At 64.0% G+C, this 21,045-nt stretch carries 17 protein-coding genes; 14 read left to right on the top strand and 3 right to left on the bottom strand.

Annotated features, from left to right (window positions below):
- The 3 genes from asnB to QW845_RS30960 form a co-directional block, all read right to left on the bottom strand.
- Entirely contained in the window at window positions 1-1,971 is a 1,971-nt protein-coding gene (gene asnB, locus QW845_RS30970) for an asparagine synthase (glutamine-hydrolyzing) (RefSeq protein WP_315805307.1), read from the bottom strand.
- A gap of 38 nt (window positions 1,972-2,009) precedes the next feature.
- Window positions 2,010-3,968 carry a TIGR04372 family glycosyltransferase gene (locus QW845_RS30965; protein WP_315805306.1) on the bottom strand — a complete coding sequence of 653 codons (1,959 nt, stop codon included), beginning with the start codon at window positions 3,966-3,968 and terminating at the stop codon, window positions 2,010-2,012.
- Between the two features lie 421 nt (window positions 3,969-4,389).
- Complete coding sequence (locus QW845_RS30960; protein ID WP_315805305.1) at window positions 4,390-5,451, bottom strand: hypothetical protein; 1,062 nt, start codon at window positions 5,449-5,451, stop codon at window positions 4,390-4,392.
- Between the two features lie 450 nt (window positions 5,452-5,901).
- On the opposite strand from QW845_RS30960, the gene QW845_RS30955 reads away from it, so the two are divergent.
- The 14 genes from QW845_RS30955 (at window position 5,902) to QW845_RS30890 (ending at window position 20,992) form a co-directional block, all read left to right on the top strand.
- The gene (locus QW845_RS30955; RefSeq protein ID WP_315805304.1) at window positions 5,902-7,404 is read left to right on the top strand and encodes an MBOAT family protein; all 1,503 of its coding nucleotides are present in this window, start codon (window positions 5,902-5,904) and stop codon (window positions 7,402-7,404) included.
- A gap of 266 nt (window positions 7,405-7,670) precedes the next feature.
- Window positions 7,671-8,783, top strand: coding sequence for a hypothetical protein (locus tag QW845_RS30950; RefSeq protein ID WP_315805303.1), 1,113 nt, complete (start codon window positions 7,671-7,673; stop codon window positions 8,781-8,783).
- Window positions 8,784-9,266: 483 nt separating this feature from the next.
- Window positions 9,267-10,754 carry a PfkB family carbohydrate kinase gene (locus tag QW845_RS30945; protein ID WP_409997986.1) on the top strand — a complete coding sequence of 496 codons (1,488 nt, stop codon included), beginning with the start codon at window positions 9,267-9,269 and terminating at the stop codon, window positions 10,752-10,754.
- Window positions 10,755-10,763: 9 nt separating this feature from the next.
- Window positions 10,764-11,486 (top strand): nucleotidyltransferase family protein, encoded by a 723-nt coding sequence (locus QW845_RS30940; protein WP_315805302.1) that lies wholly within the window; start codon window positions 10,764-10,766, stop codon window positions 11,484-11,486.
- A gap of 108 nt (window positions 11,487-11,594) precedes the next feature.
- Window positions 11,595-12,533 (top strand): NAD-dependent epimerase/dehydratase family protein, encoded by a 939-nt coding sequence (locus QW845_RS30935; protein ID WP_257170486.1) that lies wholly within the window; start codon window positions 11,595-11,597, stop codon window positions 12,531-12,533.
- Complete coding sequence (locus QW845_RS30930) at window positions 12,530-13,138, top strand: SIS domain-containing protein (RefSeq protein WP_315805301.1); 609 nt, start codon at window positions 12,530-12,532, stop codon at window positions 13,136-13,138. The genes QW845_RS30935 and QW845_RS30930 overlap by 4 nt, the downstream gene beginning before the upstream one ends.
- 12 nt (window positions 13,139-13,150) lie before the next feature.
- Entirely contained in the window at window positions 13,151-14,149 is a 999-nt protein-coding gene (locus QW845_RS30925) for an NAD-dependent epimerase/dehydratase family protein (protein ID WP_315805300.1), read from the top strand.
- A gap of 45 nt (window positions 14,150-14,194) precedes the next feature.
- A complete protein-coding gene (locus QW845_RS30920) occupies window positions 14,195-15,043 on the top strand; it encodes a transketolase (protein ID WP_315805299.1) in 849 nt (282 codons plus the stop codon).
- On the top strand, window positions 15,040-15,963 hold the full coding sequence (locus tag QW845_RS30915) for a transketolase family protein (RefSeq protein ID WP_315805298.1): 924 nt from the start codon (window positions 15,040-15,042) through the stop codon (window positions 15,961-15,963). Before QW845_RS30920 ends, QW845_RS30915 begins: the two co-directional genes overlap by 4 nt.
- An 8-nt stretch (window positions 15,964-15,971) precedes the next feature.
- Window positions 15,972-17,009, top strand: coding sequence for a zinc-binding dehydrogenase (locus tag QW845_RS30910; RefSeq protein ID WP_315805297.1), 1,038 nt, complete (start codon window positions 15,972-15,974; stop codon window positions 17,007-17,009).
- A gap of 24 nt (window positions 17,010-17,033) precedes the next feature.
- Complete coding sequence (locus tag QW845_RS30905; protein ID WP_315805296.1) at window positions 17,034-17,651, top strand: hypothetical protein; 618 nt, start codon at window positions 17,034-17,036, stop codon at window positions 17,649-17,651.
- Window positions 17,638-18,675 (top strand): aminoglycoside phosphotransferase family protein, encoded by a 1,038-nt coding sequence (locus tag QW845_RS30900; RefSeq protein WP_315805295.1) that lies wholly within the window; start codon window positions 17,638-17,640, stop codon window positions 18,673-18,675. Before QW845_RS30905 ends, QW845_RS30900 begins: the two co-directional genes overlap by 14 nt.
- A 27-nt stretch (window positions 18,676-18,702) precedes the next feature.
- On the top strand, window positions 18,703-19,365 hold the full coding sequence (locus QW845_RS30895; protein WP_315805294.1) for a class I SAM-dependent methyltransferase: 663 nt from the start codon (window positions 18,703-18,705) through the stop codon (window positions 19,363-19,365).
- 679 nt (window positions 19,366-20,044) lie between these two features.
- On the top strand, window positions 20,045-20,992 hold the full coding sequence (locus QW845_RS30890) for a TylF/MycF/NovP-related O-methyltransferase (protein ID WP_315805293.1): 948 nt from the start codon (window positions 20,045-20,047) through the stop codon (window positions 20,990-20,992).
- Window positions 20,993-21,045 lie beyond the last annotated feature (53 nt).

Below are 21,045 nucleotides of genomic sequence, written 5' to 3'. Positions count from 1 at the left end.
CTACGCGGCGCGCGCCCATTCGTCGTGCCAGGCCTGCGCCATCAGCACGTTCCAAAGCCAATAGGAATGATTGTGGCTGCGGCTGAGATGCTCGTCGAACATGCGCGTCACCCGCACCGGATCGAACAGACCCTGCCGCCTCAGCCGCTCCGGCGACAGCAGATCCGATGCCCAGGATTTCAACGGCCCGCGCAGCCACGCGTCGAGCGGAATGCTGAACCCCGTCTTCGGCCGATCGATCATCTCAGCCGGCACGTGGCGATACAGCACCTGCCGAACCAGCCATTTGCCGCGGCCGTCCCGCACCTTCATGCCGGAAGGCACCTTGGCCGAGAACTCGACGACGTCCTTGTCGAGGAACGGCACGCGCGTCTCCAGCGCCACGGCCATCGCCGCGCGATCGACCTTCTGCAGGATGTCGTCGCTGAGATAGCTGAGGGAGTCCGCCAGGGTCATGCGGTCGAGCGGATCGAGCTTCGCCGCAAGCTGCCGCATCTCGTTCCCCGCCCAACTCTCCCGCTCCGTGCCGCCCACCACCGTCCCGGCCGGATCCTGATCGACCGAGCACAGCGCCCGGTAGAGGCCATCAAAGCCATCGGCGGCGATGACGCGGCCGAGCTTGGCAACCTGATCGCCGGCGTGCCGAATCCTCAATCGGGCCGGCAACACCGGCTGCAGCGCCCTGAGGACCGTATCGGCCGGCTCCGGGGCAATCGCGCCGAGGACGGCACCGATCGCGCGCCGCACCGGCATCGGCACACGACCCAGGCGTGCCTGCAGCGTGCCGCCCCAGACATGCCTGTTGTAGCCGCCGAACAGCTCGTCGCCCGCGTCACCTGACAATGCGACGGTCACGTGCCGGCGCGCGAGCTGAGCGACCAGATGCGTCGGGATCTGCGAGGAGTCGGCGAACGGCTCGTCATAGATCCGCGGCAGCTTCGGTACCACGTCCATCGCGGTCCGCGCATCGACATACAGCTCGGTATGATCGGTACCGAGATGCAGGGCGACCCTGCGGGCATCCTCGGCCTCGTTGTAGCCGCCCTCGGCAAAACCGATGCTGAAGGTGCGGACCGGCTGGCCCGACTGCGCCTGCATCAAGGCCACGATGGTCGATGAATCGACGCCACCGGACAGGAACGCGCCGAGCGGCACGTCCGACAGGCACTGCCGCTTCACGGCGACCGACAGCAACTGCTCCAGCCGATCGACGGCCTCGCGCTTGTCGGCAATGCGATCGCCCTGGGCGGCGACAACGCGATCGCGCAGCGACCAATAGGGTTGCGGCGCGGGCCAACTGTCGGGAGCCGCATCCGCGGAGAAGCGCACGAACGACGCCGGGGGCAGCTTGCGGATGCCGGTCCAGATCGTGGCGGGCGCAGGCACGTAGGAATAGCGCATGAACGCCGTGAGCGCCGCGCGGTCGAGCGACGGCGCCCAGGACGGATGCGCCGCCAGCGCCTTGAGCTCGGAGCCGAACACCAGATCGGCGCCGCTCCAGCCGTAGAACAGCGGCTTCTCGCCGAAGCGGTCGCGCACCAGGATCAATTGCCGAGTCTCGGCGTCCCAGAGCCCGACGACGAACATGCCGATCAGGCGCTGAAGCGCCGGCTCAACGCCCCATCGGCTGATCGCGGCGAGCAGCGTTTCGGTGTCGGAATGACCGCGCCAATTCGGTGCGGCGCCGGCGGCCTCCAGCTCGGCACGGACATCGAGATGGTTGTAGATCTCGCCGTTGAAGGTGACGGTGTAGCGTCCGCAGGCACTGTGCATTGGCTGCGCCCCGGCCTCGGAGAGATCGAGGATCGCCAGACGGCGATGTCCGAAGGCAACTCCCCTCGCAGCACTGATCCAACTGCCGGACGCATCGGGGCCGCGATGCGCCAGCGCCGCCGTCATCCGTTCGACGATCCCGGCCAGTTGGGCCTCGTCGGCTCCGCCGGGGCGAAACAGGCCGGCTATGCCGCACATGGTGCCATCTCCGCCGCTTCGTCCCCCCTCTGCATGGCTCAGTCACCCTCACCGGTGTCGTGCAGCAACTCCGTCTCATGATTGGCCAGGAAACCGAGGCTCGGACGGCTGGTGCCATAGTAATAGGGCAGCTCCAGCGCGCGCCTCCAGCGCGACAACAGTCGCGCGCCATCGTGACCAGCTTCGAATTCGGCCAACCGACCGTCGGCGACGGCCAGGACCTCGTCCGCCGTGTGGCGGATGTCGTCCGCCGAGTTGGTCTCTGGATGCGCACCGCTCCGGCCCAGCACGGCCGCGTCGAACACGCGCCAACGCCAGGGCGACGTTGTCAGTTGGTGCTGCGTCAGTACGGTACCGTCTGCCAGTCTGACGGGCTTGAGGGCAAAACGGACGTTGCTGTTCCACAGCTGGGCGTCGGTCGTGATCGCATTCACGATCGCACAGGGAATACCGAAACTGACAGCGACATTCGTCAACCCGGACGTCGTCCCGATGAAGGCGTGGGCGTGGCGGATCAGGTGGATGTCCATCGGCTCCGATCTGAATTCGCCGAGCGCATAATCGATCGTGCGCGCCATCGGCGGAAGCCTCGGCGAGTTCGGACCACCGAGCTTGATGACCCATCCGCCACGGGCGGTGATCAGGCGAATGGCGTCCAACGACGTTTCGATCGGCGCGTTGCGATGGGTCTGCCCTGTGCCCATGAACTCGAAATAATGCGCCGCGTCCCGGGTGTGCAGGCACACATACCAGTCGTCGGGCTTCATGCCGTACCTGGAACGGAACGCGTCGAAGCGAGCCGTTGCCGCTGCCGCCTCGCTCCGATCGTAGGCATCACGCAACGGATGCCCTCTTCCTTCGCGCTCCCATTGCTCGATGGCGATCGCACCCGCATCTTGCCAGGGAACGACCCGCCCATCCGGCAGCCTGAAGGCGTTGAAGTTCAACCCGCACCATCGCTGCAAGGACAGCAGTTCCTCACCCAGTCGCTCCGATACCGTTTCGCCGATCACCACGACCTTGCCGAAACTTTCAAACAGCTTGAAGAAGACCGCGTTGGCGATGCTATCGGGACGGACGACGATCACGGCTTCGCCTGACCACCAGCCCAGCGCTCGCATCCGAAACAGAATGTCGAGCATGCCCAGATGGCCGATCTGCGTCGCCCATTCCTCAGGAACGAGCCGCAACGTATCGAAGGTGACGCCGAGCCGGTCGAGCAGACGCTTCAACTCATCAGAAAGCGGTGGCGGCGATGCCCGCAGTTCCTGCTGCGCATCCAAAGCGCGCTCGTACAACCGAATTGCAATCTCGCCGCGACCGACATGCATCACACGCTGGCCCGTGAAGTTGCACAGGTCGAACAGCCGGCCTCGAGCGCCGCAGAGGAAGTCGAGGCTGTTCGGGACATAATACGGTGAATTCCGAGCCGCGATATTCTGGTGGGGACGGAGAAAATGCAGGCTGCTCCGACACGCCCAGAACATCGCGTCGAGCGCCGCCGCGTCATCCCCTCCGATCACGTCGACCATGGCCTTGTAGAAGGCGAGATCGACCATCGCTTCGAGCTGTTCGGGCTTCGCTCCCGCCGCGGCATCGCGCGCTTCCGAAAACTCGCCCAGCTCGAACAAGGATCGAACCAGCGCGTATCTGGTCTCCGCATCATCGAACGCCAAGGTTTCGCGGCCGACAGTCCCGGCCGCCTCGCGATAGGCGCCGATGCTGCTCAGGGCTTGAATCGAAGGGCCGGGGAAATATCGGCTGAGAGCCGTCGAAAAACGAAACTCCGGCCGAGCTGCAAGATGCGACGTCACATAGGGAAAATACGCCTGAGCCAGGCGCCGCCGGAGTGGAAGTCTCGCGGCGAAAGCGATGACCAGACCAAGGAACACCGCGCGTCGCGGCAGCAGGTTGAGGGTCGCTCCGACTATGACGAAGACCTGGTAGACAATCCGTCGGCGGCCGCCGCGCATCGGCCTTTGCTTTTGCAGTTTCATACGACCAAGTTCCACACAACCTTGAAATCCCGGATTCCGCGCGTTCGGATCAAGGCGGAGCCTGGACGACCGGCCGTTCAAGTCGCCTGCGCGCCAAGGATCTCGTCTCGGGATGAGGACAGTACGCTCGCCGGGTCCAATGCGAGAATTCCCCGTGGAGACATCGCCGCCGCAAATGCCAACCAAGGATTGAGCCGATTGGATCGCAGCTATAACAGAGGTGCCGGGAATTTTCCAAGCCGAACATGGGCATGAACGCGAGCCAAACCGGATGAAATCAGAATTCAGGATTCTAAGCCCCGGCGGCGATTAGTCTCCGGGAGCCCCACCTGATGAGCGAGGGCCCTCGATGGCTCGGACGAAGCGTGTCGGACGAACCGGCGTGCAGCCGGCGGCTGGCTGGAATTCAGCAACATCGGCATCATTTGCCGTCGCCAGTTCCGACTGGAAATGCCCGTTTGAAAGCCGCCGTCTTGACGATCTCGCGAGCGAGATAGCTCGTAAAGACTTGCGCGCCGTGCCTGTCCAAATGGCCGCCGCCGTCGATCGTCGTCAGGCCATCGAATGGCGGCGCGATCAGTTCGATGTTCAATTCCTTCGCCAGTTCTGCCGCCTGCTGGACGCAGGACTGGCTGTGCGGGACCAGCGTGAGCACGACCTCTCCGCCGACCTCGTGGAGAAATCTCTTCGCATAGTCGACAATCGCGGGGGTCGTATGGCAGTCCGGATCACGGGCCGATAGCATCGGCTTGTTGCCGGTGGCAACATAGCCTGGATTGGCATCCAGCCCCATGTCGCCGTCCGTGATGTTGCGATAGAGGCCAGTGGGCGAAAAATGGCCATTCTGATAGGCTGCAACGAGGTCCTCGATGCGCCAATGCAGATTGCGGCCGACCACCGTCAGGTACCCCCGCATTCGGTTGCGCTGGACCGCGGCGACGGGCTGCTTCTGCGGACCAAGAGTGACGCTGAGATCGTTGCTGAAAAAGTGCACGAACTGATCGTCGGCATTGATGACCCACAGACGCGGACGGATTTTCCAGCGCTGGATCACGAGCCGCGAGAACTCCCCGCCGCGAATGCCCACGAAGGCCATGTTGTAGATCCCCAATCGAGCGAGCACCGGCGACTGCGCGAGCGTCTGCCGGTCGACCGCATAGCTGACGAAGGACGGGCCGAGAAAGACGATGTCGGCCTGCTTTGCGGCTTCGACCGATCCCCCCAGATTGCTGTAGAATATATCCTGGTCCTGGATCTGTGGAATGCTGCGGCCGCCGAAATCACGATACCAGTTGGTGTCCCCTTCCCGTGGAATCTGCAGCAGCCCATCACGCAACGTCCACACGTCCGACGAAAAGAGCGACAGACCGAGCGAAAACGCCAGCGCGGCCGCCACGCCGACAATTCCGACTGCGATGAGATAGCGCCCGAATCCGCCCGGTTCAGCTGACTTTTCCGGTGCAGACCGGCCGACTGTCGACATGACGCAATTCCCGCTCGATAGGTTGTCTCGGTGGGTGTCGTGGCAGCTGCTTTCGGCTCCGACAACGAGAGTCTAGACACGACGCCAGCCGGTGGAACAGAGGGCTTTCCACTCCTCCCCAGCTTGCTTGCGCGCGAGAGCGCAGACCTATCGGGATGTCATCGGCATGGTCCATCGAGGGGTTTCTTGGCCGCGGCGGTCATCGGCGAGAGTGATTGCGCGAAACCCCATCATGGCATCATTGAATTGGCGTCGTTGTCTAATTGAGCTGCCATAGCAGAAGAATCATTGATCGAAAAGTGTCCGCCCCATTCGAGAGGCTGGTCCACGTCGCTGTCGTCAGGGGGCGACATCCCCCGAAATTCGCATCGCGAGAGGTGCACCCAACTTGGCAGCGCCCTCAATCATTGATAAAGCAGCGCAATATGCAGCAACATCAAGAAACTTGTTATGCTCTTCACGCAGTTTGAGTTTCTGTTTCTGTTCCTGCCGGTGACCCTGGTCGGCTATTTTCTGCTGGCTCGCTTTTTCGCCGCCCCTGTCGTGCGCCTCAGCTGGCTCGCCGCGGCGTCGCTGACCTTCTACAGCTATTGGGACATTCACTTCCTCCCGGTCATCCTGGTCTCCATCGTCTTCAATTACACGATGGGTCTGCTGATTGCCGGACAGACCGGAAAGCTCCGAACCGGCCTGTTTTCCGCGGCCATCACGCTCAACCTGGCCGCGCTCGCGTTCTACAAATATACGAATTTCGGCATCCAGATCCTCAATGCGATCACCGCATCGAAACACCCCTCGCTCGCGATCGTTCTCCCGCTCGGCATTTCGTTCTTCACCTTCACCCAGATCGCCTACCTCGCCGACGTCTATGGCGGTTATTCCGACGAACGAAGCTTCGTGAAATACGGCCTGTTCGTCACGTATTTCCCGCATCTGGTCGCCGGCCCGATCCTCCATCACCGCGAGATGATGCCGCAATTCGGCTCGGAGGAGAGCCGACGGATTTCCATCGAGAAGGTCGCGGTCGGCCTCACGATTCTGACCATTGGACTTTTCAAGAAGTCGTTCATCGCGGACGGGTTCGGCCTGATCGCGAATCCCGTGTTCCAGGCCGCCAATTCGAGCCACCTTCACCTGATGGACGCCTGGGGCGGCGCTCTCGCCTACTCGCTGCAGATCTATTTCGATTTCTCGGGCTACTCCGACATGGCGATCGGCATCTCGATCATGTTCGGGATCCGGCTGCCTTTCAACTTCGATTCCCCCTACAAGTCGCTGAGCATCGTCGAATTCTGGCGCCGTTGGCATATCTCACTGTCGCGCTTCCTGCGCGACTATCTCTACATCCCGCTTGGCGGCAACCGCCACGGCGAGCACCGGAGAAACGCCAACCTCTTCGCCACCATGCTGCTCGGCGGTCTCTGGCATGGCGCGGGTTTCACCTTCATCATCTGGGGCGCGCTGCACGGGCTGTTTCTCATCGTCAATCATCGCTGGAGCAAATTCGTCGCGCAGCGACCGGGCCTCACCCGCCTGTCGGCGACCGCCTGGTATGCGGTGGCGGCGCTCTTGTTGACACAGTTCGTCGTGGTTCTGGCATGGGTTTTCTTCCGGGCCGACAATCCGAATGCCGCGGTCAGGCTCATCAAGGGAATGCTCGCCCTGTCCAACCCGGAGAAGATCACGGCAACGAACCTGGTCGATCCGCGCCTCATGATCGCGATCCTGGCAGGCTATGTTGCCTGTTTCACCCTGCCCAACGTGAACGCGATGTTCGAGCGTTGGAAGGTCGGGCTGGAAACCTATCACAACCCTCGTCCCTGGAGCATTCTGAACCTGAAGTGGCGGCCGTCCCTGCCGTGGGCCATCGGAACCTCCATCGCGCTCGTGGCGGCGGTTCTGATGAACATCATTGCCGGAGACACCTCCCAGTTCCTCTACTTCCAATTCTGAACGCGCAGGAGATGGCAAGCGACGGGCCTCGGGCCCTCCCCACCGATCTTCGGCACTATGAAGGCGGATATGGTCTCGTCGAGGCTGTCCAGGCGGGCGGCGTGCCGGCGGCGCATCATCCGCTTGCAGCGGCTACGCCCAGCCATTAGCCTGATTCTGGCGCAGTCAACTTCCAGCACGACGCGGATTGCGAGCCAAACTCGCTCACTCCCGAAGCACAATCACCAAGGCGGGCTCGAACTTTGGCGCGGTATCTTGCGATCGTAGTGGCACTGTTCGCCATCGTCTTCCTGCCGCTGCTGGCTGTATTCGAATGGGCCGGCTGGCGATTGGGCGCGACCGTTCCGCTCTCGGTGCTCGCAGCCGAGCAATCGCGCACCGAACGGATGGTCTGGCTCGGCACCTTCAAGGACTACGCTCCCTACAAGCTCGAACGAATCAAACAGGTCCAACCCGAGGTTCTGCTGGTGGGAAGCTCGCGCTGCGGTCAGGCGCGCGAGCAGATGTTCCGTCCCTATGTCGCCTACAATGCGTGCCTGACAGCCTGGCCTCTGACGCACGTCGTGGACTTCGTCGATCGCGCGACCACGGTGGCGAAGCCGCGCGTGGTGATCGTGGCGCTGGACTACTTCCTGTTTGGCGATTTCCTCGCTGACGTCTGGCGGAAAGAGCGCACGATGGACTTCGCCCAAGGCATCGACTCACATCGGCGGAAGCTGCACGACGTCGCGGACTTCGTCATGCGGAATCACGGAGATCTCGATGCGATCCGCTCCGCCATGATGACGCCGCAACTCGAGCCCGTTGACAACAACAGGCTCGTCGGCACGGAGGCAATCCGCGGCAAGTTCGGATTCCGCAAGGATGGTTCCGTCATGGTCGCACCGCCCTATCGAAATGCAGCAGCCGAAACCTTGGCACGCGGCGCTCAATACGTCACCTCCTCGTTTCCGGGCGCCCCTCATCTCAGCGAACGCGAATTTGGCGAGATCGAGCGACTGTCCAGGCTTTCCCGCGAGCGCGGGTTCTCGGTGGTTGCGATCCAATATCCGTTCCTGGAAAGCGCTGGCGCTTTTCTCGACACCGATGAGGCCTATTGGCCCTATTCCGGACTCTGGCGCGAGATCAGGAGTCCACAGACCGTCGAAAGATTTGCGCAGCTTGGCATCCAGTTCTTCGATATGAGCCGCACCGAGATCTCGCGGGATTCCGGCAACTTCTTCGATCCTGCGCATCCCTCGGAAAGGGGCATGCTCAAGACCTACCTCGCCCTGCTGGACCGGCCCGAGTTCAGCAAGCTGTTTCCGCGGATCGACCGCAGCGCCTTGGCTGCCGATCTCGAAAAGGGACAGGGCGAACAGTTCGATCTCTATCACTGAGGCATGCTGCGAGAGACTTGCGTCTCCGAGGCTTTTCCGCGGAGCCCGCTCACCAGCGCGCCGCTGCCCGTCTCTCGTCGGAGCGTCCTCGGATCCATCCTCCGCCTGATTCGCCAGCACAGGCGCTGAGCATCGCCGTGAAAGGACGATGAGCTCTCCGGAAGCCGCGTTCCGACGCGACCACACAACCGTAAGCTAACAGGACTGTTTGTGCTGCTGCGCACACCTGATAAAGAGACCACTGGAAATGATCGGCTGCCGGCCCCTCCATCGCTCCGATCGCGGGACAGCGCTTGTTTTTTCGCAACGAAATCAATGTCGAGCATGAAAGATGCAGATCGGAACGGGATTCGCGGTGCAGATGTGCCGGGCAACAGCGACGCTTTGCATCGGAGTTCCTCGGCCGGCGAATGACACGGTGGCCGATTGTCCGACCTCAGCCCGATCGAGCCGGAGGCGAATTCCTTGGATCAGGTGATCGATATGAGTGAGATGGATCTGGCCTGTCGGACGGTTCGCGCCTCCTGTGACTCCGGGCAGACGATTGCGTTCGTGTCCGGCAATTTCAACGTCGTGCACCCCGGACATTTACGGCTTTTGAAGTTCGCCGCCGAGCAGGCTGACGTGCTGGTCGTGGGCGTGAACCCGGATTCCACGCCTGGCGTGACGCTGGCGCAGGACCTGCGACTCGAAAACGTACGTTCCATCGCGTTTGTGCACCATGCCGTGCGTTTGGAGACAAGCGCATCGGACTTCATTTCCCACCTGAAGCCCACCGTCGTCGTCAAGGGCAAGGAGTTCGAGGATCGCGCCAATCCCGAGCAGGAGGCCGTGGACGCCTATGGCGGTCGGCTGATCTTCTCGTCCGGCGAACTGCGGTTTGCATCTTTGTCGCTGCTGGAGCGCGACGCCAACATCGACATCTCCACCGTCCGCAAGCCGCAGGAATTCCCAAGGCGGCACGGCTTCGAGATCTCGAATCTGAAGGACCTGCTCCGCAAGCTCTCCGGCATGCGAGTCGCCGTCATCGGCGACCTGATCGTCGACGAATATGTCACTTGCGATGCGGTCGGCATGTCCCAGGAGGATCCGACGATTGTCGTGACGCCGCTGATGACCCGCACCTTCGTCGGTGGCGCTGGCGCGGTTGCGGCCCATGCGCATGGCCTCGGCGCAGATGTGAAGTTCTTCACCCTTGTCGGCGATGACGAAGCGGCGAGGTTCGCGCGCAACACGCTGGAACAGCATGGGGTGAACTTCAACGCCTTCACCGACCAGAGCCGGCCGACCACGCGCAAGCAGCGTTTCCGGGCGCTCAACAAGACCTTGCTGCGGGTCAACCATCTGCGCCAGCACGCTTCCGACGCCGACCTGCAGCGGCAGATGCTGACCTCGGTCGAGCGTGCCTTGAAGAGCTGCGATCTGCTGCTGTTCTCCTGCTTCAACTACGGCTGCCTGCCGCAGGATCTGGTTGACGCGATCGCCGATCGCGCCCGCGCCCAGGGCGTGATGATGGCGGCCGACAGCCAGGTGTCGTCGCAGACCGGCGACGTCTCCCGCTTCAAGGGCATGACCCTGCTGACCCCGACCGAGCGCGAGGCGCGCGTGGCGCTGAACGACTTCATCTCCGGCCTCGCTGTCATCAGCGAGCGGCTGGTCGAGCGCGCCCGCACCAAGAACCTCGTGATCACGCTCGGCGCCGAGGGTGCGCTGATCAACACCATGGCCGAGGGTATCTTCACCTCCGACCGTCTGCCGGCGTTCAATCCGTCGCCGAAGGACGTGTCCGGCGCCGGCGACAGCTTCTTCATGGCCTGCTCGATGGGCCTGCGCGCGGGCGCTGATATCTGGCAGGCCTCCTATCTCGGCTCGCTGGCGGCGGCGCTCCAGGTTTCCCGCGTCGGCAACCTGCCGCTGACGACGGCGGAGCTGGTGCGGGAAATCGACGAGACCGGATTCAGCCAGGAGTAGGATGTCGTCATGCGTGCCCTCCTGCTCGCGGCGGGGATCGGAAGCCGGCTGCGCCCGCTGACCAATACGACGCCGAAATGCCTGGTGCGTGTGCACGACCGCCCCTTGCTGGACTACTGGCTCGATCTCGTGTTCGAAGGCGGCATCGAGCGCGCGCTCCTCAACACACATTGGCTCGCCGAACAGGTGCGCGCGCACGTGGCGCAATCGCGCTGGCGGGATCGCATCGATCTCGTTCACGAAGATGAACTGCTCGGGACGGGCGGCACGGTGTTCGCCAACCGCGCCTGGTTCGGGGACCAGCCCTTCCTGGTGGCTCACGCCGACAATCTGACGGATTTCGACGTCGCGGGGCTGCTCTCCGCCCATCGCAACCGCCCTGATGGCTGCATCATGACGATGCTCGCGTTCCGCACCGACGATCCGAGCTCGTGCGGGATTCTCGAGCTGGACGACCAGCACAGGGTCATCGCCTTCCACGAGAAGGTCAAGAATCCGCCCGGGAACCTCGCCAATGGCGCGGTCTACGTATTCGATCCCGCTGTGATTGCCGACATCGCCGCGCTGGGAAAGCCGATCGTCGATCTCTCCACCGAAATCATCCCCAACTATTTGGGACGCATTTTGTGCGTGGAAACCAGCGGTTATCATCGGGATATCGGTAACCCGGAAAGCTTGCGCCGGGCCCATTTGGAGTTTAATCACGAACCGCGCCGTGGCGGGGACGCTTGACGGGCGATTTTCGCCGCTGGGCTGGTCGCCTTCCCCCGCCAATTTGTATAAAGGTGCGCGCGACGCGCCAGCCGGCGACACGACAGGCGAGCCACGGGGATTGCTCAGATGAAGATATTCGTGACCGGAGCGTGCGGCTACAAGGGCAGCGTGCTCGTGCCGAAGCTCCTGAAGGCCGGCCACAAGGTCGTCGCATTCGACATCATGTGGTTCGGCAACTTCCTCGATCCGCATCCGGATCTCACTGTCGTCCAGGGCGACGTGCGCAATCCCGACGCCATCGACCTCACCGGCGTCGATGCCATCATTCATCTCTCCAGCGTCGCCAATGATCCCTGCGGTGATCTCGATCCCAAGCTGACCTGGGAGATCTCCTGCCTCGCCACGATGCAGCTCGCCGATCGCGCCTACCGCCACGGCATCAAGCGCTTCATCTACGCGTCCTCCGGCAGCGTCTACGGCGTCAAGGAAGAGGAGCAGGTCACCGAGGATCTCGAGCTGCTGCCGATCTCGGAGTACAACAAGACCAAGATGTGCGGCGAGCGCATCGTGCTGTCCTACAAGGACGACATGGTGGTGCAGATCGTGCGTCCCGCCACCGTGTGCGGCTACTCCCCGCGCCAGCGGCTCGACGTTTCCGTCAACATGCTGACGATGCAGGCGCTGATGAACGGCCGCATCACGGTGTTCGGCGGCGACCAGACCCGCCCGAACATTCATATCGACGACATCACCGATCTTTATCTGTTCCTGCTCGATCATCCTGAGCACACCGGTGTCTACAATGCCGGCTTCGAGAACATCTCGATCCTCGACATCGCCAATCTGGTCACCAAGCACGTGCCGGCCGAGGTCATCGTGACGCCCTCGAACGATCCGCGCAGCTATCGCGTCAACTCCGATCGCCTGCTGGCGACCGGCTTCCGCCCGAAGAAGACGGTGGAGGACGCGATCAAGGAAATCATCGGCATGTACTCGCAAGGCCAGCTCAAGAACGAGGACCGCTGGTACAATCTGAAATGGATGGAGAAGGAGGTCGTGAAATGAACGTCCTGGCCTTCAAGACCCCCGGCAGCCTGTTCGCCGACTACACCAGCCGCTTCAGCACCGTGCTGAAGGATTTCGACTGGGCCCCCGTCGAGAAGCTCGCCTACGATCTGCGCGACTGCTGGCAGACCGGCCGCCAAGTATTCTTCTGCGGCAATGGCGGCAGCGGCGGCAACGCCAACCATCTCGCCAACGACTTCCTCTATGCGCTGTCGAAGACGCCGGGCTCCGGCCTGCGCGTGCATTCGCTGTCGTCGAACCCGTCGGTGATCACCTGCCTCGCCAACGACGAAGGCTATGACCAGGTGTTCTCGCTGCAGCTCGCGGTGCTCGCACGCAAGGGCGACGTGCTGATCACCTTCTCCGGCTCCGGCAACTCGCCGAACATCCTGAAGGCGCTCGAAGAGGGCAAGAAGCTCGGCATGACCAGCTATGCCGTACTCGGCTTCACCGGCGGCAAGGCCAAGGCGCTGGCCGACGTGCCGATCCATTTCGCGGTCGACGACATGCAGATCGCCGAGGACGCGCAGATGGTGATCGGCCACATGATCATGCAGTGGCTGTACGCCCAGCGCGGCGACATCATCACGACGCGCGAGGTCTGACGGGCAAGGACGATGGCTGCGAACGAAAAGTACCTGATCCTCGGCTCGAACTCCTTTTCGGGCGCAACCTTCGTCGACTTCCTGGCTGCCGCCGGTCACGACGTGATCGCGACCAGCCGCTCGGACGAGCCGCATGATGCGTTCCTGCCCTACAAATGGCAGAAGCGCCCAGGCAACGTGCGGTTCAAGCGCGTCGACCTCAACCACGATCTCGATGCGCTGAAGGCGCTGCTGGTGGCCGAGCGGCCGACCCATGTCGTGAACTTCGCGGCGCAGAGCATGGTCGGCGAGAGCTGGATGTACCCGGACCACTGGATGATGACCAACGTCGTCTCCGCCGTCCGCCTGCACGACATCCTGCGCAACTATGACGGCCTCGATCGCTACGTTCATGTCACGACGCCGGAGGTCTACGGCTCGACCGAGGGCTGGGTGCGAGAGGACGCGCCGTTCAACCCGTCGACGCCCTATGCGGTGTCGCGCGCCGCCGGCGACATGAGCCTGCGGACCTATTTCGCCAACTACCAGTTCCCCGTGGTCTTCACCCGCGCGGCCAATGTCTACGGCCCGGGCCAGCAGCTCTACCGCATCGTGCCGCGCACCATCGTCGCCGCGATGACCGGGCAGAAGCTGCGGCTCGACGGCGGCGGAAAGTCGGTCCGCGTCTTCATCCACATGACCGACGTGTCGGACGCGACGGTCAAGATCGGCCGCAGCGGCAAGCTTGGCGAGACCTATCACATCTCCGGCTACGAGCTGGTGTCGATCCGCACGCTGGTCGAGATGATCCTCGCCCGGCTGGGCAAGAACTTCGAGGATTGCGTCGAGATCGGCCCCGAGCGGCCCGGCAAGGACACCGCCTACACGCTCGACAGCTTCAAGCTGCGCACCGAGCTCGGCTGGCGCGACACGTTCTCGCTGGAGCAAGGCATCGACGACGTCATCGCCTGGGCGCGACGCTTCGAGGATGTCATGGCCAAGCTGCCGACCAAGTACGAACATAAACCCTGATCGAGACCCCTGCGCTTTCAAACGAAAGCGCGACTGGAGAGCACGATGAACGTGGCAGTCCGGAACACAGCGGCCAAGCCCGACGTGGCCGCCCTGAAGGCGCAGGCCGCGAAGCTGCGCGGCAAGATCATCGAGATGTCGCACAAGGCGCAGGCCGCGCATCTCGCCTCCTCGCTGTCCTGCGCCGATGCGATGACCGCCGCCTATTGGCACGTCCTGAACATCGACCCGAAGAACCCGACCGATCCGCTGCGCGACCGCTTCATCCTCTCGAAGGGCCACGCCGCCGCGGCGCTGTTCGCGACCTTGGCGATGAAGGGCTACTTCCCGATCGAGGAGCTCGAGACCTATTGCCAGGACGGCGGCCGGCTCGCCGAGCATCCGCCTGCGAACCTGCTGCCCGGCGTCGAGGCCGCCACCGGCTCGCTCGGCCACGGCCTGCCGCTCGGCTGCGGCATGGCGCTGGCGGGACGTATCAAGGGCGAGACCTACCGGGTGTTCGCGCTGCTGTCCGACGGCGAGAACAACGAGGGCTCGGTGTGGGAAGCGGCGATGTTCGCCGCCGCCCAGAAGCTGGAAAACGTCTGCGTCGTGGTCGACTACAACAAGTGGCAGGCCACCGCGCGCTCCAACGAGACCCTGATGCTGGCGCCGCTGCGCGACAAATGGGCCGCCTTCGGCTGGGACGCGCACGAGATCGACGGCCATGACGTCGGCGCGCTGGCGGAGGCCATGCAGAACATCCCGAACGGCTCCGGCAAGCCGGTGGCGCTGATCGCCCATACCGTCAAGGGCAAGGGCGTGTCGTTCATGGAGGACGACAACAACTGGCATTACCGCGCCCCCACCGCTGAGGAAGTCGTCAAGTCGTTCAAGGAGCTCGGCCTGTCATGAGAAATGCTTTCGCCGACGAGCTGACCAAGCTCGGCAATGAGGACAGCCGCGTCGTGATGCTCTCGGGCGACATCGGCAACCGCCTGTTCGACAAGTTCAAGGACAAGCACCCGAGCCGCTTCTTCAACTGCGGCGTGGCCGAAGCGAACATGATGGGCGTCGCGGCTGGCATGGCCATGAACGGCCTGCGCCCGGTCGCCTACACCATCACCCCGTTCGTGACGACGCGCTGCCTGGAGCAGATCCGCACCGACGTCTGCTATCACGAGGCGCCGGTGACGATCGTCGCGGTCGGCGCCGGCCTCGCCTATTCCGGCCTCGGTCCGACCCATCACGCCTGCGAGGACATCTCGTTCCTGCGCTCGATCCCGAACATGGTCGTGATCTGCCCGGGCGATGCCTTCGAGGTCCGCGGCGCCCTGCGCGCGGCAATGCAGCAGGACCGGCCGGTCTACATCCGCATGGGCAAGAAGGGTGAGCCGGTCGTTCACAAGGGCCCCATCGCTGACTTCAAGATCGGCAAGGCGATCACGGTCGAGGAAGGCTCCGACGTCTGCCTGCTCTCGACCGGCAACATGCTGCCCGAGGCGATCGAGGCCGGCCACAGACTGAAGGAAAAGGGCATCTCCGCCGAGGTCGTGAGCTTCCACACCGTGAAGCCGCTGGATGAGGACAAGCTCAAGCAGGCGTTCAGCCGCTTCAAGCTGGTTGCGACCATCGAGGAGCATTCGCTGATCGGCGGCTTCGGCGCTGCCGTGTCGGAATGGCTCGTCGATTCAGAGACATCGGCGAAGAAATTCCTACGCTTCGGCACCCCGGATGCCTTCTTCAAGAAATCCGGTGAACAGGAATATGCCCGCGAGGTGCTCGGCCTGACCGGCCACCAGATCGCGGACAAGATCATCCACGCCTTGAGCTGAGACATCACATGAAGACCCAAGCTGCCCTGCTGGTCCAGACCGGCCAACCGCTCGTGCTGGCCGATATCGAGACCCCCGCCCTCAAGCCGGGCCAGGTGCTGGTCGAGATCGCCTATTCCGGCGCCTGCGGCACGCAGGTGATGGAGTGGCGCGGCGACAAGGGCGAGGACAAATGGGTCCCGCATTGCCTGGGCCACGAGGGCACCGGCACGGTGATCGAAGCCGGCAGCGCCGTCACCAAGGTCAAGGTCGGCGACAAGGTCGTGCTGTCCTGGATCAAGGGCACGGGCATCGAGGCCGGCGGCGCCGTCTATGACTGGGATGGCAAGAAGGTCAATGCCGGCGGCGTCACCACCTTCCAGCGCCATTCGGTCGTCAGCGAGAACCGCCTGACCCTGCTGCCGCCGGATCTGCCGATGGACGTCGCGGTGCTGCTCGGCTGCGCCGCGCCGACCGGCATGGGCGCCGTCTACAACGTGCTGAAGGTGCAGCCGGGCGATGCGGTCGCCGTGTTCGGCACCGGCGGCATCGGCCTGAACGCGCTGATGGCCGCCGCCCTCGCCGGAGCGATGCCGGTGATCGGCATCGACCCCAACCCGACCCGCCGCGCGCTCGCCCAGATCTACGGCGCCACGCATGTGATCGACGCGGCTTCCGACGTGCTGGCCGAGATCAAGAAGATCGTGCCGCAGGGCGTTGATCTCGCGGTCGAATCCTCCGGCATTCCGGGCGTCATGGATCAGGCCGTCAACGCCACCCGCCAGCAGGGCGGCCGCGCGGTCGTGATCGGCAATGCCAAGCATGGCGCGGCGCTGACGCTGAATCCGGGCGTGTTCAACCAGGGTAAGAGCCTGCTCGGCACCTGGGGCGGCGACAGCGTGCCCGATCGCGATTACGGACGCTATGGGCGGCTGCTGAGCTCCGGCCGCTTCCCGGTGCGGGACCTCTTGTCGAAGCCCTACAGCCTCGCCCAGGCCGACCAGGCGCTGGCCGATCTCGCCGCCGGCAAGGTCGGCCGTCCGCTGATCGACATGTCCTTGCGTTAAGTCCAGGCCATTTAAGTCCAAGCCATGCGGATCGGGATCGACTTCGACAACACGATCGCCTGCTATGACGGCGTGTTTCATGCGGCAGCCCTCGAGCGCGGCCTGATCCCGGCCGATCTCGGCCGCGACAAGAACAGCGTCCGCGACCATCTCAACGGCAGCGGGCGCAAGGACGACTTCACCGAGCTGCAGGGCTATGTCTACGGCGCCCGCATGGACCTGGTGTCGCCCTACCCCGGCTTCGCCGCGTTTGTCACGGCGGCCCGCGCCGCCGGCCATGACCTGTTCATCGTCAGTCATAAGACGAAGCACCCCATTCTCGGGCCCAAGCACGACATGCATGCCGCCGCGCGCGGCTTCCTGACCGATCGCGGCCTGATGGGCGAAGCGCCCGGACAGATCGCGCCTGACCGGGTGTTCTTCGAGCTGACCAAGGACGAGAAGGTCGCCCGGGCCCATGCGCTGGCCTGCGAGCTGTTCGTCGACGACCTGCCGGAGATCCTGGCCATGACCGGCTTCCCCGAGGGCATGCGCAAGGTGCTGTTCGATCCGGAGAACCAGTTCGCGGCCAAGGCCGTGCCGTACGAGCGCCGAGTCTCCTGGGCCGAGATCGCGGCGGATGTCGTCCGTGACCCCCACTGACGCCGGCGCGGATCGTGATGCCGCCCTGCTGGCGCAGCGCCTCACCGCGCAGGCCGGCAGAGCGAGCCCGACGGCGCTGACCCGGCTCGCCGGCGGCCGCAACAACCAGGTCTTTCGCGTCGACACCGCAAACGGTCCGCTGGTCCTCAAGCGTTACTTCACCGACGCGCGCGACACCCGCGACCGGCTCGGCGCCGAGTGGAGCTTCATCAGCCATGCCTGGTCCCACGGCGTCCGCGTCGTGCCGGAGCCCTTGGCCTGCGACCGCGCCGAGCAGGCGGGCCTCTACAGCTTCGTCGCAGGGCGCAAGCTGACCGCGGCCGAGCTCGCACCTGTCCATGTCGATGCCGCGATCGACTTCGTGCTCGCGGTGAACGCCCCGCCCCGCCCCGCGCTGGCGCCGGGATCGGAAGCCTGCTTCTCCCTCGCCGAGCACCTCGCCACCGTCGAGCGCCGGGTGGCGCGACTGGCCACGCTCGATGCCGAGGTGCCGCATGTCGCCGACGCCCGGGCATTCGTGGCGGCGCGGCTGCAGCCGGCCTGGACCGAGGTGAAGGCAACCATTCTGCGCGGAGCGGCGGCCGAAGGGCTCGCCTTCGAGGCCGCCATCCCCGCCGATCAGGTCTGCCTGTCGCCCTCCGATTTCGGCTTCCACAACGCGCTGATCGACGACCAGGACAAGCTCACCTTCCTCGACTTCGAATATGCCGGGCGCGACGACCCGGCCAAGCTGGTCTCCGATTTCTTCTGCCAGCCTGAAGTGCCGGTGCCGCTGCCGGTGCACGAGCATTTCATCGACCGGCTGACGGACGGCCTCGGGCTCGACGCCGCCAGCGTGGCGCGCTGCCGGTTGCTGATCGACGCCTACCAGGTCAAATGGACCTGCATCATCCTGAACGACTTCTTGCCGCTCGGCGCCACGCGTCGCGCCTTCGCCGACACCGGCGCCTGGGCGCAGCGCTGCGCTGCGCAGCTCGCCAAGGCCGAGGCACAGCTCAGCCTGATCGGCGCCACATCCGATTAACCGACACTCACACGCCCGGAGATATTCATGGCCTATCGCGAGTTCGTCAGTCTCGTTCACAAATCGACCAAGCGCGACTATCTCGCGCGCGTCACCCAGCGCGACAAGGCCGATGTCGCGGAGATGGCGATCAAGTTCGACTACGACTACTGGGACGGCAGCCGCGAGACCGGCTATGGCGGCTACAAATATGACGGCCGCTGGCGCAAGGTCGCCGACGCCATGATCGAGACGTACGGCATCAAGCCGGGCATGCGCGTGCTCGACGTCGGCTCCGGCAAGGGTTTCATCCTGCACGATTTCCGCGAGGCCATCCCGGATCTCGAGGTCGCCGGCATCGACATCTCATCCTACGGCGTCGAGCACACGATGGAGAGCGTCAAGCAGTTCTGCCAGGTCGGCTCCGCCGCCAAGCTGCCCTACCCCGACAAGTATTTCGATCTCGTCATCTCGATCAACACGCTGCACAACCTCTACAACTACGATCTCGATGCGGCGCTCCGCGAGATGGAGCGCGTCAGCCGCGGCGCCAAATATCTCTGCGTCGAGGGCTACCGCAACGAGCGCGAGAAGGTGAACCTGATGTACTGGCAGCTCACCTGCCGCATCTTCCACACTCCCGAGGAATGGGCCTTCGAATTCAAGCGCTCCGGCTACACCGGCGACCACGAATTCATCTTCTTCGAATGAGTGTGAGCTGAGAGCGTCGACAGGCGCTCTCGCGACGCGTTGGCGTCCGAGCTATCCGTCGACGATCGCCCTCTCGAACGAGAGGGCGCGAGGAAGGCCGGGAGCCTGCCGCCCCCATGGCCCGCCTGCGAAAGAAAATGCAGGCGGCAGGTACCACAGGTTCGGCTGGGACATCCCGGCCTTCCCCGCGCGACTGGTTTTAACGGTGTCCTTCGTGCTCTCCCTGGGGATCGGCTTTCTTGCCCCCATTTGCGACAACGCGCCCTAGGCACGTTGCGCAGACCTCAGCGTCGAGAGGCCAGGACCACACGACTTCGCCGTCCGCGCCGGCCAGCGCTCGTCTGGCGCAGCCGTCACGTCCATCGCAGCCCACCTCCACGTATCGTGACGACGCGTACGTCCCTCTGCATGAGGCGGGATGACGAGAGAGAACCATATTTTCCGATAAAACGAAAGAAGAATATTTTTCCTGGCGGGACTGGACAGGGGTGATGCACCTGAAGATGCGGGCCAATTCGTCGTGTACGCGCACGCAGGACCAGTTCGGCCACCAGCGCCGCCTCGCCGGCCGACACCCACGCAAAGCGGGTGCAGAGCCCGCATGCCGCTTTTGCGATCTTTGCAAAATGTATCTATAAATTGGCGGCGAACATCGCGAGCGGCGGGGAACGGGGCTGTCATGACGAAGTCATTGAAGGTGGCGATTGCCGAAGGCCTGCCCCCCCAGACGCTGTTCAAGCTGCGCTCGATCAAGCGCGCGCTGATGGGGCAGCCGCCCCCGGAACGGCCGCAGGCCGCCGCTGTGGAGCAGCAGCCCGAACCCGCGCCTGAATCGGTCCCCGCACCGATCGTCGAAGCGCCGTCGGAGCCGCGGACGCGGCAGACCGAAGCCCTGGAACGGCTCGACGCCCACAAGATCAGCGCGCCGTACCTGTTCTTCGACGTCGACGACGTCCTGATCCTGCCCGCCAAGGAGATCGCGCGCACGCTGACCTTGAGCGTGATGTACATCAACAGCGCCGACGTCAAAGGCGACATCGCCGAATTCGGCACCATGGGCGGCTTCACCGCGCGCACCCTGGCGAACGCGATGGTGTTCGACCCGCGCTATCAGCCGAACCAGCCGCTGCGCAAGCTGCGCCTGTTCGACAGCTTCGAGGGCCTGCCGGAGATCACCGCGCAGGTCGACCTCGAGTCGCAGCACGTGAAATCGGGCACCTGGTCGAAGGGCGGCTGCCGGATTCTCAGCGCCGCGGATCTTCGGACCATGGTCGAGGCGATCATTCCGCCGAGCCGGGTCGAGATCTATGAGGGCTGGTTCGCCGACACGGTGAAGCTGCTCCCGGACGATACGCGCTTTGCGCTGATCCATTTCGACGGCGACCTGTATTCGTCGACCATGGACGCGCTGGTGCCGTGCTTCGAACGCGGCTTCATCTCGAAGGGCGCCGTGCTCTGCTTCGACGACTGGAACTGCAACGAGGCCGACCCCGAGGCCGGCGAGCGCAAGGCCTGGGCCGACCTCGTCAGCCGCTTCAAGATCGTCGCCAGCCATTCCGGCGACTACTCGATCCAGGGCACCAAGTTCATCATTCATTCCTATCTCGGAATGAAGCCGAGGGCCTGAGCAGCATGCGCTTCGCTTTCGTTGCGTCGCGGCCCCATGCGGTCAGAGGGTGA

It is taken from the genome of Bradyrhizobium sp. SZCCHNS3002 (assembly GCF_032377435.1).
In the GTDB taxonomy this organism is placed as follows: Bacteria; Pseudomonadota; Alphaproteobacteria; order Rhizobiales; family Xanthobacteraceae; genus Bradyrhizobium.
This window is presented reverse-complemented; position numbering and strand designations above follow the sequence as displayed.